Genomic DNA, 12,309 nt, shown 5'->3' with positions numbered 1-12,309 from the left:
CGCCTCTATTCTAGTTCTAGGATTATTCCGAGTTGGTTTGCCCTGCGATGTCGTCACCGCTTTTGCGTGTTGAAGCCCTCACCGTTGACTTTCGCCAGCCCCATCAGACTCTGCGGGCAGTGGATGGCATTTCCTTTAACCTTGAGCGGGGTCAAACCCTTGGTATCGTCGGTGAGTCGGGATCAGGAAAATCGGTGACCTGTTTGGCGCTGTTGCAGTTGCTCCTACCGCCGGGACAGATCAGCCACGGCGAAGCGTGGTTTCAACCAGAGCCAGAGGGGGAGGCCATTGACTTGCTGCGCTGCTCTCCCCGCCAAATGCAGCAGATTCGCGGTCGCCAGATCGGGATGATCTTCCAGGAACCCATGAGTTCCCTCAATCCGGTCTATACCATTGGCTTTCAACTGGCGGAGGCCATTGATCCGCAGCAGCGACTCCCCCAAGGACAATGTCAACAGCGGGCGATCGCCCTTCTGGAGCAGGTGCATCTGCTCAACCCCGAAGACCCCCTTGAAGACAAAAAACGCTTTCTCCGTCGCTATCCCCACCAACTCTCCGGCGGACAAATTCAACGCGTCATGATTGCCATGGCTATGGCCGCTTCGCCAAGGCTGTTAATTGCCGATGAACCCACAACCGCCCTTGATGTTACGGTGCAAGCGGCAATCCTGCGGCTTTTGCGGGAGTTACAGCAGCAATACCATCTCTCGTTAATTTTTGTGACTCACGATCTCAATCTCATTGGGGAATTGGCGGATCAGGTCGTTGTCATGTACCAAGGGCAAATTGTTGAATCTGGAACAGTGCAGCAGGTGTTTCACCACCCCCAACATCCCTACACCAAAGGACTCTTGGCCTGTCGTCCCCGCTTGGATCAGCGTCTGGCGATTCTGCCAACCGTGGCGGATTTTCTAGCGGCCACTCCCCCGCGCCTAGAAGTGATTTCCCCAGCGCAGCAGCAGGAACGCTTGACGCATTTGGCTAGCCAACCGCCATTGGTGCGGGTGGAACACCTCTGGGTCAAATATCCCGTGGCGGGCACGCAGCGCTTTGTTACTGCCGTTAGGGATGTCTCGTTTACGATTCGTCAAGGGGAGACCCTAGGCTTGGTGGGAGAATCGGGCTGTGGTAAAACTACCCTCGGCCGCGCCCTCTTGCGCCTCCTAGAACCGGCGCAGGGAAAAATTATTTTTGGCGATCGCGACATTAGCCATTTATCGCCTCGCCAATTGCGTCCCCTGCGGCAACGCATGCAACTCATTTTCCAAGACCCCTACAGTTCTTTGAATCCGCGCATGACCATTGGCGAGTTGGTGGCAGAACCGCTGCGGATTCACCGCCCTCAGCAGTCGCAACGGCAACACCAAGAGCGGGTGGCCTATCTTCTGGAGCGGGTGGGCATTGATCCCCAAGCCCAAAATCGCTATCCCCATGAATTTTCGGGGGGGCAGCGGCAGCGAATTTGTATTGCCCGTGCCTTGGCCTTGAATCCCGAGTTTGTCGTTTGTGATGAGTCAGTGTCGGCCCTGGATGTATCCGTGCAGGCACAGGTGCTGAATTTGCTCAAAGAACTCCAGCGGGAGTTTCAACTGACTTACCTCTTTATTTCCCACGATCTCAGTGTGGTGAAATTCATGAGCGATCGCCTCATGGTGATGTACAATGGCGAAATTGTGGAAATGGGGGAAGCTGACGCTATTTACCAACAACCGCAGCACGACTATACCCGCACCCTAATTGCTGCTATTCCGCGGGGTCTTTCCCTTGAGGCAGCCTAGATGTCCTCCACCCTTGATCTTGAGCATACCCTTGCCACCCTGCGCCCGATTCTTTGGCAAGCCCTTGAGCAACTGCGCCAGTTTTCTCACCACGTCAGGGAGCTAACGGTGCAGGACAAAGGTGGTGATCCTGTGACCATTGCCGATGAAGCGATTGATGCCTTTTTGCGCCACGCTCTGCAAGTGCATTTTCCCCCCACCCAGTTTGGCTATTTGACAGAAGAGACCTACACCCCAAGGCAGCCGCTGCCGCAGCCCTACCAGTGGATTATTGACCCCCTCGATGGCACCTCCGACTTCTTGCAGCAAACGGGGGAGTACGCCATTCACGTTGCCCTCGTCCATGACCATCGCCCCTGTTTAGCTGCCGTGGTTTGGCCAGAGCAGGAGGTGATCTACACCGCCATTGCCGGCGCAGGCGCCTATCGAGAGACCCGCCAAGGGGCGACGCGACTGCGGGTTCAACCGCCCCCTGAGGGGCAGCCGTTGCGGGTAGTCCTCAGCCGCAGCCATGCTGGGGAGCGTCTGCAAGCCTTTTTGAGCACATTGGGGCCTGTGCAGCAAATTCCCATGGGCAGTATGGGCTGCAAGACAGTGAGTATTTGTCAAGGGGAGGCAGATTTATACATTAGCCTTAGCGGACGCAGTGCCCCCAAGGACTGGGATTTGGCCGCGCCGGATTTGATCATGCAGGAGGCGGGGGGAGCCTTTACCTATGCCAATGGGGAATTGCCCCACTATAGCTGCGCTGATGTGCACCACTGGCTGCCCTTGGTGGTGGGGCATCCTACTGTGAGCCGCTGGGTGGGCGATCGCCTGCAAGCCTTTTTACAGGAAAATCAAGGCTATTCTGGAAAATAGGCAAGTTCAGTCGGATAAAGGATAGGGCATGGTTTTTAATTGGTTTCGACGCAAGTTGGGTGGCAGTGGTGAGGAGCCATCGCCCCCCGCAGAAACCCCAACGGAAGCGCCAGCCGCAGAATCTACAGAATCTACAACTGAATCCACCGCCTCCCCTGGCATCCTTAACTGGGCAAAAAGAGCACTCCAGTCCATTCAAGCGCGACAGCAATCGCAGAGTGCCACGACGATTGAAACCCCTGAAGAAACTCAAGAAACACCGACTGCCGAACCAGTGCCCGTTTCCATTTCTGAAGAGTCGGAAAAGACTGCTGCTGTTGAATCTGCCCCTGTCCAGCCCGTTGTGGAAGCTGAGCCAGTAGGCTCCTCCCTTGTCCTCGATGAGGGCTTTTTGTGGTCGGCGGAGGTGCTGGCAGCCCAAGGCCGGCGCCCAGAGGAGGTGGATATTGAGGAAATTACTTGGTTGCAACGCCTGCGCCAAGGTCTGGGCAAAACCCGTCGTGGCCTAGTACATCAACTGCGGGCGATCGTCGGCCAAGGCCCTTTGAGTCGGGATGCTGTCGAAGAAATTGAGATGCTGCTGTTGCAGTCGGATGTGGGGGTCAAGGCCACGGATCAGATTATTGCAGCCCTGCAAACGAAAATTCGCCAAGAAACACTCCCGGCTGATCAGGCGATCGCCACCCTTAAAGAGATTCTGCGGCAGATTCTGGATCGCCCCTTTGAAGCGGGCTACCGCCGCGACTTTGCGCCGAAAAAAGGTGTGCTGAATATCTGGTTGATTGCTGGTGTCAACGGCGTTGGGAAAACCACCACCATTGGCAAGCTAGCCCACATTGCCACGCGGTCAGGCTACCGCTGTCTGATTGCAGCCGCAGACACCTTTCGGGCAGCCGCCACCGAACAGGTGAAAATTTGGGGACAGCGCTCCAACGTCGAGGTCATTGCCAACCCCGCCAAAAATACCGATCCTGCGGCTGTTGTCTTTGATGCCATTGGGGCAGCCAAGGCGCGGGGCACCGAATTGCTGCTGGTGGACACCGCTGGCCGCCTGCAAAACAAGGCCAACCTGATGGAGGAACTCAAGAAAATCCGCCGCATTATTGATAAGAACGCAGGCGATGCGCAAATTGAATCGCTCCTAGTTCTCGACGCCACCTTGGGTCAAAATGGTTTGCGCCAAGCCCAGGTCTTTGCCGAGGCGGCACAACTTACGGGCGTCATCCTCACCAAGTTGGATAGCACCGCCAAAGGGGGCGTGGCCTTGGCAGTGGTGCAGGAATTGGGACTGCCGATTCGCTTTGTGGGAGCTGGGGAGGGCATTCAGGATCTGCGCCCCTTTAACAGCTTTGAATTTGTCGAGGCCTTGCTCTCCAGTGAGGTGGAGGGGACAGCATGAGGCTAGCTGATCGCCTGCGGTACTTTCAGAGCAATGTCTTTGATGCCATGGATCGGGCGAAGGCAGCAGTGGCAGCCACAGGCACGCCAATTGTGGATCTCTCCCTCGGCTCTGCGGATTTGCCCGTCGCGGATCACATTCTTGCGGCGATTGAAGCGGCGGTGCGGGATGCCAGTACCTATGGCTATCAACTCTTTGCCAGTACGGCGGCCTTTCGACAGGCGGTGGCCACTTGGTTTGAACGCCGCTTTGGCCTCAGGGTGGATCCCGAGCGGGAAGTGCTGACGTTGATTGGTTCGCAGGAGGGGACGGCGCACTTGCCCTTGGCGGTGATGAATCCCCAAGAGTATGCCCTAGTGCTCGATCCGGGGTATCCCTCCCATGCGGGGGGCGTGTATCTGGCAGGGGGGCAACTCTATCCATTGCGCCTGCGGGCAGAAAATCAGTTTTTGCCAGATTTAGAGGCCATTCCCCTGAGGGTGCGAGAGCAGGCCAAACTGCTGATTCTCAGCTATCCCCACAATCCCACCACGGCGGTTGCACCCTTGGACTTTTTTAGGACAGCGGTGGAGTTTTGCGATCGCCACGGGATTTTACTAGTCCATGATTTCCCCTACATTGATCTGGTCTTTGATGCGGAGCGGGCACCCTCGATCTTTGAAGTGGATCGCGATCGCCAACTGGGCATTGAATTCTATAGCCTCTCTAAGTCCTACAACATGGGGGGCTTTCGCATTGGCTTTGCCATTGGCCGTGCCGAGGTCATTGCCGCCCTGCGCCAAATTAAGTCAGTGATTGACTTTAACCAGTACGCCGGCATCCTGCGGGGTGCCATTGCTGCTCTCACCGGCGATCAAACCTGTGTACAGCAAACACGCGAAATCTTTCGCCAGCGGCGCGATGCCTTTGTTCAAGCCCTCGGTGATCATGGCTGGCCGGTGCCCCTCCCGCCAGCGACGATGTATGTGTGGGCGCAACTGCCGGAACCTTGGCAAGGGGATTCCCTTGGCTTTTGTCAAGCCCTTGTTAAGGCAACTGGGATTGCGGCAGCTCCCGGATCGGGCTTTGGGGCAGGGGGAGAGGGCTATGTGCGCTTTGCCCTCGTGCGCGATCGCCCCTGTTTAGAGGTGGCGGCTGCCCAAATTGCCGAATTTAGCCAAACGGTTCTCTAGGGTGCTATTCCCCAATCACCCACGCCACGAGTAGGATCAGACCACCCCAAAGAACAATTCCGGGGATATGAATGGAGCGCAACACCTCTAGGGGAGTTAAAATCAGCACCTCTGCAAAGAGATTGGTGACCGTGCAAAGCAGAATCAACAAAATGATAAAGAGCATGGCAACTCGCCCTAGGCATTGCCATAAATGGGAATCACAGCACCACTGATGGCAGCCGCTCCCTCAGAAATGAGATAGGCAATCAGTTCACCGATCGCCACAGGACTTACCCAATTGACCGCTTGCGCTTCACCCATGGCCGCCCGATTTGCAGGGGTATCAATAATGCTGGGAAGGATCACGTTGGCGGTAATGTTTTTGCCTTTGGTTTCAGCGGCGATTGCCCGCGTGAAGGCCACGACGGCGGCTTTAGCTGCACAATAGGCTGCCAGTTCAGCCGCTGGTTCAACTGCACCTCGTGAGCCAATGGTGACAATGCGCCCATATTGCTGGCTCTGCATGCGTTTAAGGGCATGCTTACAGACCAAGAAGGTGGTCTCCACATTGAGGCGAAAACTTTGCTGCCAATCACTGAGGGCAAATTGTGCCGTTGTCCCCATGCTAAAGCCCCCCACAAGGTGAACCACAGCATCCAATTGCGGCATTCGCTCCACCAGAGCCGCCACTTCACTTTCATTGTTCAAATCCGCTGCCACAAAGCGCACATTGGCCAACTCCGCCGCCGCCAATTGCTTTTCGAGGGCTTCACGGGCAGCCGCATCAATGTAGGGAATCGTTAGCGTGTAGCCTTGACTGAGGAGAACGGGCACCACCCCTTGACCAAGGCCGCCGGTGCCGCCTGTAACTAAAACCGCCCGATGGGCAAATCCCCTCATGGTTGATTCCTCTGTCTCAGTTCTCGTGCTTTGTAGAAAGTTTGTAGACTGTGGCGATCGCCCACAAATCGCCAGTGCCAAGGCTCATAGCTCACCCCTTGGGGATTATTGCGAGGAAACGACAGTTCAAAACTAAAGCGAGCCGCATTTTTTTCCAGCCAGCGAAAAGCAGGGGTCTCCTCAAAGGTCTCCTTGAGATGGGTCTCTGGGCGCGCGCCATCGCCAATATCAATGGCATAGCCCGTATGGTGTTCGCTATAGCCGGGGGGGGCACTCACCAATGCCCGCTCACTCGCCCGTTGTGCCCGTTGCTCCTTGACCTCAAAAAAAAGGTAGTCCTGATCCTGCTTGGAGCGAAAGCCAGAGAGGGGCATTAACCCTACCCCCTCCTGCTGCGCGGCAGCCACCATCGCTCGAAACCGTTCTGCTGCGGCTCGGCGTAACTGAATTTGGCCATCGGCACTCACCGGTTCGAGTTCTGAGAGGGGAGCCTCTTCATAGGGGAGATGTCCCAGTAGATTTTCCGTAGAGGTTACCGTTGGGTCTGTTTCTGTAGCTATTGGCGATTCCGTGGCACGATTGAGGAACCACACTGCTCCTGCGGCCACAAGACCCACGAGGACAATGGCGCTGGCGATCGCCCACCCGCCTCCCCGAGGTGCCGCTTTGCTTTTCGTGATTGGTTGTAGCCGCTCCGCAACGGGAATATCTTGATCCATGACTCAGCCCCATCCTTCTCTAGAGAATAGACGATTTTTTCTAGGGCTGGGCATAGAGTTGCCAGTAGTTCCAGTAGTTCTCCAAGACACTCTTGACATAGCCATAGGTCTCAGGAAAGGGAATGGATTCCACAAAGCGATCGCTATCGCCAATATCGAACCGCTCTAGCCACTGACTGACATTTCCCGGCCCCGCATTGTAACTGGCCAAGGCTAAGAGCGTGTTTTGATTGTACTGATTGTGGGTGTAGTCAAAGTACCACGTGCCCAAGCGGATATTGTCCTCCGGATCCACAAGGGAATAGCCCTCTAGATTCAATTTCTCGGCAATCCAAGCAGCCGTCTCTGGCATCAACTGCATCAACCCCGTTGCCCCCGCCACGGAGCGGATCTCCTTTTCAAAGCGAGATTCTTGGCGAATCAAGGCCATCACCAATAGGGGATTCAGGTTGCGAGCGAGGGACCACTTTTTCACTAACTCCCAATAGGGCAGGGGGTAAAGGGCATACCAGAAGCGGACATCACGGCGAATGGGCGCAAAGAACGTTGCCACGTCGGGTTCACTGGCTGCCCGCGTAAACAAGTTTTGCAGCATATAGATGCCATCGAGGTATTCCCCCACCCCTAGGCGAATCAGGCCATCAGTGAGTTGCTCTGCCGCTGTGGGTGTCACCCGATTCTGAAATTCCCACTGCCAGCGTTGCCAAGCCTCCTGAGATTGCCCCAGTAGGTACAGTTCCCGCAGGGTTGGGCTGCCCGTTGCCAGAGGAAGAAGCGGGGAGCGATCGCCCGCCACTGAAGGGCGCTGTTGGCGCAGCGTTGTAAACGTTCCCACGGGTTTTTTAAGCAGACTGGCGGCTCGCCAAGCATAGTAGGTGTGGGGATAGCGCTCTATAAGTAATTGCCAAGTTTGGCGTTGAGCTTGGGGTTGTCCTGCCTCCCCCTGCCATTTTCCTTGCCAAAAGGCGGCGCGCGGTGCCAGCTCACTCTCAGGGTTGAATTGGAGAATCTCACTCACCCACTGTTGTGCCTGAGACCACTGCCGTTGTTGGGCCGCCCCTTGAGCCAGTTGCCAACGCAGTTCCGCTGCGGCGTTGCTTTGGGGATAGGTCTTGAAGAGCTGTTGTTGGCTCTGTTGTGCCCCTTTGGTATTCCCCAGTTCCTTATAAGCTTGGTACTGTGCCAGAAGGGCATCGGCAGCGATCGCGGGTGCCTGATTTTGCCTCGCTAACTGAAGACACTTCGCCAGCAAAGGGAGACGCTCCGCCGGCGTTTTGGCTAAACGGGCAAGGCGCAGTTGGGCAAGGGCGGCTTCTGAACTGTTGGGAAAGCGTTGGACTAGGGCTTGATAGGCGGCGATCGCTCCGGGGGTATCCTCACTGAGTTGGCGTCCCCGTCCCACCCGATAGAGATTCAAAGGGGTTGGTGGTGCCTTGGCATAAGCCGCTGCGGCGGGGGCATACTGCATCTTTTCCCAATAGCCAAAGGCGATCGCTTCCCAATCGGCGGGCGTCAGTTGATCGGCGTAGCGCTGGCGCAAAATCTCTAGATAGGTGCCGTACTCTTTAAGAAAAAGACCGTGGCGTGCCACCAGCTTCAGGTAGGGCACCTGATCGGGATTCTTCGCCAACTGGTCGGCCACGTAATTCACAACCGCAGGATGCTGCGGAAAGCGGGCGATCGCCCGTTGGGGTTGATTCAAGCTCAGAAGAGCCACTGCCGCTTCTGGTTCACTGCCATAGTCCCGCAGCACCTGTTCCCACGTTTCTTTGGCCTTGCGGTGGTCTCCCTGTTGGCGATAGGCCTCCGCCCGCAGTAAAAGAATGGGTGCCGCCATTGGCCGGTAGGTCTGTTCAAGGCCCTGAAGCCATTGCAGTGTTGCTTGGGGCTGCTGTTGACTGAGGCTTTCTACGGCCAAGAGATAGCGGGCGCGATCGCGCTTGAGGGGGTCTGAAGACTGTGCCCACTGCTTTAGCTCTTGCAAACTTTGGGGGGGCGCCTCCACCGTGAGCGTGTAAAGGGGCGTTAAGGAGGGCGATCGCCAGTAGTACCAACTGAATAGCCCACCGCCAACAATTACTGCCGCCAGCACAAGCGACACCAGCCAAGACCGTATTCCTCGCCAACGTTTTCGTTTTGGGAGCAATTTGACCACACGGGTAAATATCAGGTTACCTCTTAGTCTACTCAGCCCCACATCGCCCATCACTGTGGCAATCTATAAAAAAATATGAATAAGCTAACCCTGAACGTCCATGCCCCCTACGCCCCGAATGGTCTGGATTGTGATTGGCTGCAATTGCCTGATTGCGCTGATTGCATTATGGTTGGCATGGCAGCTGGTCAAGCTGCGGCAGATTTTACGGGGGGTGTCCCGTGCCCTACTGGATGCGGAGCGCAATACCCACGGGGTCTTAGGTGGTGCCCCTGAGGTGATCATCATTGGCCAGCAGGGTGTGTCGAGCTTGCGATCGCAATTGCCCAAATGGCGTCGGCAACAGCGCAATGTCCGTCTGTTTTTAGCCTTGATAAGCTGGATAGGGCGATATGGTGTCCGCCTGCAAAGGAGAAAGCGATGAGTCAGCAACAGGGTGGCGGTGGTGCCTTTTGGGGAGGTCTGCTCCTAGGGGGCGCGATCGGGACAGTGGTGGGGCTGCTGATTGCTCCCCGCTCTGGCAAGGAAACCCGACAACTGCTGCGCAAATCCGCTGATGCCCTACCCGAGCTGCTCGAAGACATTACGGCTAGTTTTGAGCAACATCGCGATCGCCTTTCAGAAACCACCCAAGAGCGCTGGCAGGCCACCTTAGAACGGCTCAAGGAAGCGATCGCCGTCGGTATCGAAGTCACCCAGCAACAGCGGCAAACCTTTCGGCGTGAAGCCAATGGCATGGCCTTGAGTGACCCCGATGAAGAGGATGCTGTGAATCAGTAGCGTACTTTAAGCCATGAGCTAAGAAATTTGAGAACTCATCCCCTTTAGCAAACAATCTCGTCGACATACGGATAACTCACCAAGATTTTCCAAACAAAACGTAATACAATCTTGCCATCACGTTTTTTGGTAACAGCACTGTTACAACCAACAGGATTCAAAGAAGGGGTACACCATCGTGGGACTATTTAGTCGGCTATCACGAGATATCGGCATTGACTTGGGCACCGCCAACACGCTCGTTTATGTGTCGGGGCGGGGGGTGGTTTTAGAGGAACCGTCCGTTGTTGCCATTGACCAAAACACCAAACAACCCCTTGCCGTTGGCGTTGAAGCAAAGCGCATGCTGGGTCGGACACCGGGTAACGTGGTGGCGGTACGTCCACTGCGGGATGGTGTGATCGCGGATTTTGAGCGGGCTGAACTAATGCTGAAGCACTTTATGCGCCAAGTGCACGGCGGGAAGAATTTGTTTGCCCCCCGTGTGGTGATTGGCATTCCCAGTGGCGTGACGGGTGTCGAACGCCGCGCCATTGAGGATGCGGCGCGGGGTGCTGGCGCACGGGAAGTGTATTTAATTGATGAACCGGTAGCCGCTGCCTTTGGTGCGGGTTTACCCGTGGAAGAGCCGACGGGCAACATGATTGTGGACATTGGCGGTGGCACGACCGAGGTGGCGGTTCTTAGTTTGCAGGGCACCGTTTTAAGTGAATCTGTGCGGGTGGCTGGGGATGAAATTTCTGAGGCGATCATCCAGTATTTGAAGAAAGTCCATAACCTAATCATTGGTGAACGCACAGCTGAGGAGATTAAAATTCGCATTGGCTCTGCTTATCCCAACGACAGCTATGACTCCGAATCCATGGAAGTGCGGGGCTTACACCAACTCTCTGGCCTACCACGCACCGTTGTGGTCAAAGCAGAAGAAATTCGCGAAAGCATGGCCGAACCCCTCTCGGCAATTGTTGAAGCCATTAAACGCACCCTTGAGCGGACGCCCCCAGAACTGGCCGCAGACATTGTCGATCGCGGGATTATGCTGGCTGGCGGCGGTGCTTTACTGCGGGGGTTGGATACCCTCATTAGCCATGAAACGGGGATTGTCGTCCATGTGGCAGCAGATCCCCTACGGTGTGTCGTCATGGGCACGGGTCGGGTACTTGAAAACTTCAAAGACTTTGCCCGTGTCTTCTCCACGCAATCAGCCGTCATTGGTTAAGGATCAACACAACAACCATGGCTTTTTTGCTGCGCTGGTGGGGACGATATGCAGGTGGCCTAGTCCTTACGGCTTTGGTGCTCACAAGTGCTTGGATCCTGCGCGAGACCAATGGGGCAGCCATTCGTGAACTGTACCGCCTTCTTAGTTTGCCCTTTCAAGGCGCAGTGGAGGATCAGCAAGCTCTGATTCAAGCTCGCACATGGCAACTGGAGCAGCAACTGGCCGCCGTCCAAGCCGAAAACCAGCGGTTGCGGCAAATGTTAAATACGCCAATGTTGCCCAATTTCAATGGCCGCATTGTGCCGGTGATTGGTCGCAGTTCCGATCAGTGGTGGCGATCGCTCCTCTTGGGAGAGGGGAGTCGCCAAGGTCTCACAATGGGTTCAGTTGTCATTGGCAATGGTGGTCTGGTGGGGCGCATTACCAGTGTCACTCCCAACACCAGTCGGGTCATGTTGCTCACGGATCCCGCCAGTCGCGTGGGGGTAGTGGTGGGTCGGACACGGCAAATGGGGATTCTGCGGGGACAACTTAACCAGCAGGTAATTGTTGAGTTTTTAGAGAAGGATCCGAAGGTGCAGCCCAAGGATGTCCTCTATACCTCAGCCCTCAGTAGTCTCTATCCGGCAGGCATTCCCATTGGTGAAGTGCAATCAGTAGAACTGAGCGATCCCACCCGTCCCCATGCCACCGTTATTCTTGGTGCCCCGATCGATCGCCTTGAGTGGGTGACCGTCATCCCCTATGCTGAACCGACAGATACGCCTGCAGCGAACTAGCCTCCACTGGCTAATTACCATTGGCTCTGTGGGACTGTGTGCCCTCTTGAGCTTTATTCACTTACCCCACCTACACCTACTGGTTCCAGACTGGTTTTTAATTTGGGTGGTGGTGTGGAGTGTCAAGCGATCGTGGGGGCAAGGGGTACTGGCAGGGATTGCCCTCGGCTGGATTCAAGATGGTTTAGTCAGTGCGCATCCTAGCCACGCAGTCAGCTTAGCTTTGGTGGGGGGGCTGACCGCCCTGATGCAAAAGCAGCGCTTTGTTTCTGAGGATTTTATTTCTGTTGCTCTGATTACCTTTGCCATGGCCATCCTGCAACAAACGGTCATCGCCATCCAAATGAGCCTTGGCAGTGGCTTTCCCCTAGAGGACATCTGGGAACACCATCGGCAGGTGGCCCTTAGCTCCGCCATTATGAGTAGTCTTTGGGCACCTTTGCTCTATGCCCCCTTGAATCGCTGGTGGACATGGTTACGAGAGCAGGAGTAGATTGCGAAAAAATGCAGGAGCCACTTTACCCCTGCACCTGAATTGTTAACTTTTGACTCTTGGTTAATC

Annotated in this window: 13 protein-coding genes; 9 read left to right on the top strand and 4 right to left on the bottom strand. The window is 55.8% G+C overall.

Annotated elements, in window-relative coordinates:
- Positions 1 to 47 precede the first annotated feature (47 nt).
- Genes ACK4HN_RS01085 through ACK4HN_RS01070 form a run of 4 tightly spaced genes read left to right on the top strand, consistent with a single transcriptional unit; the run spans position 48 to position 5,210 of the window.
- Positions 48 to 1,778, top strand: coding sequence for an ABC transporter ATP-binding protein (locus ACK4HN_RS01085; RefSeq protein WP_409868227.1), 1,731 nt, complete (start codon positions 48 to 50; stop codon positions 1,776 to 1,778).
- Positions 1,779 to 2,639, top strand: coding sequence for a 3'(2'),5'-bisphosphate nucleotidase CysQ (locus ACK4HN_RS01080; protein WP_409868226.1), 861 nt, complete (start codon positions 1,779 to 1,781; stop codon positions 2,637 to 2,639).
- A gap of 28 nt (positions 2,640 to 2,667) precedes the next feature.
- Complete coding sequence (gene ftsY, locus ACK4HN_RS01075) at positions 2,668 to 4,038, top strand: signal recognition particle-docking protein FtsY (protein ID WP_409868225.1); 1,371 nt, start codon at positions 2,668 to 2,670, stop codon at positions 4,036 to 4,038.
- Positions 4,035 to 5,210, top strand: coding sequence for an LL-diaminopimelate aminotransferase (locus tag ACK4HN_RS01070; RefSeq protein WP_409868224.1), 1,176 nt, complete (start codon positions 4,035 to 4,037; stop codon positions 5,208 to 5,210). Before ftsY ends, ACK4HN_RS01070 begins: the two co-directional genes overlap by 4 nt.
- 4 nt (positions 5,211 to 5,214) lie before the next feature.
- Here ACK4HN_RS01070 and ACK4HN_RS01065 read toward each other — a convergent pair whose 3' ends face one another.
- From ACK4HN_RS01065 to ACK4HN_RS01050, 4 genes are read right to left on the bottom strand one after another with little or no spacing between them, the layout of a single operon-like run.
- On the bottom strand, positions 5,215 to 5,376 hold the full coding sequence (locus ACK4HN_RS01065) for a hypothetical protein (protein ID WP_409868223.1): 162 nt from the start codon (positions 5,374 to 5,376) through the stop codon (positions 5,215 to 5,217).
- Between the two features lie 11 nt (positions 5,377 to 5,387).
- Entirely contained in the window at positions 5,388 to 6,092 is a 705-nt protein-coding gene (gene fabG / locus ACK4HN_RS01060; RefSeq protein WP_409868222.1) for a 3-oxoacyl-ACP reductase FabG, read from the bottom strand.
- The gene (locus ACK4HN_RS01055; RefSeq protein ID WP_409868221.1) at positions 6,089 to 6,811 is read right to left on the bottom strand and encodes a D-alanyl-D-alanine carboxypeptidase family protein; all 723 of its coding nucleotides are present in this window, start codon (positions 6,809 to 6,811) and stop codon (positions 6,089 to 6,091) included. The genes fabG and ACK4HN_RS01055 overlap by 4 nt, the downstream gene beginning before the upstream one ends.
- Positions 6,812 to 6,851: 40 nt before the next feature.
- The gene (locus ACK4HN_RS01050) at positions 6,852 to 8,912 is read right to left on the bottom strand and encodes a transglycosylase SLT domain-containing protein (RefSeq protein ID WP_409877102.1); all 2,061 of its coding nucleotides are present in this window, start codon (positions 8,910 to 8,912) and stop codon (positions 6,852 to 6,854) included.
- A 154-nt stretch (positions 8,913 to 9,066) separates the two neighbouring features.
- Here ACK4HN_RS01050 and ACK4HN_RS01045 point away from each other — a divergent pair, with 154 nt between their 5' ends.
- From ACK4HN_RS01045 to mreD, 5 genes are all read left to right on the top strand, one after another.
- Positions 9,067 to 9,390, top strand: coding sequence for a hypothetical protein (locus ACK4HN_RS01045; RefSeq protein ID WP_409868219.1), 324 nt, complete (start codon positions 9,067 to 9,069; stop codon positions 9,388 to 9,390).
- Positions 9,387 to 9,746 (top strand): YtxH domain-containing protein, encoded by a 360-nt coding sequence (locus tag ACK4HN_RS01040; RefSeq protein WP_409852474.1) that lies wholly within the window; start codon positions 9,387 to 9,389, stop codon positions 9,744 to 9,746. Before ACK4HN_RS01045 ends, ACK4HN_RS01040 begins: the two co-directional genes overlap by 4 nt.
- A 178-nt stretch (positions 9,747 to 9,924) precedes the next feature.
- Positions 9,925 to 10,965, top strand: a complete 1,041-nt coding sequence (locus ACK4HN_RS01035; protein WP_409868218.1) for a rod shape-determining protein — start codon at positions 9,925 to 9,927, stop codon at positions 10,963 to 10,965.
- A 17-nt stretch (positions 10,966 to 10,982) separates the two neighbouring features.
- The gene (mreC, locus tag ACK4HN_RS01030) at positions 10,983 to 11,747 is read left to right on the top strand and encodes a rod shape-determining protein MreC (RefSeq protein WP_409868217.1); all 765 of its coding nucleotides are present in this window, start codon (positions 10,983 to 10,985) and stop codon (positions 11,745 to 11,747) included.
- Positions 11,713 to 12,240, top strand: coding sequence for a rod shape-determining protein MreD (gene mreD / locus ACK4HN_RS01025; protein ID WP_409868216.1), 528 nt, complete (start codon positions 11,713 to 11,715; stop codon positions 12,238 to 12,240). The genes mreC and mreD overlap by 35 nt, the downstream gene beginning before the upstream one ends.
- The last annotated feature ends 69 nt before the right edge of the window (positions 12,241 to 12,309 follow it).

Origin of the sequence: Thermosynechococcus sp. (assembly GCF_046299655.1) — a bacterium.
Taxonomy (GTDB): domain Bacteria; phylum Cyanobacteriota; class Cyanobacteriia; order Thermosynechococcales; family Thermosynechococcaceae; genus Thermosynechococcus.
The sequence above is the reverse complement of the archived record's forward strand: the minus strand, read 5'-3'. Positions and strand labels throughout refer to the sequence as shown.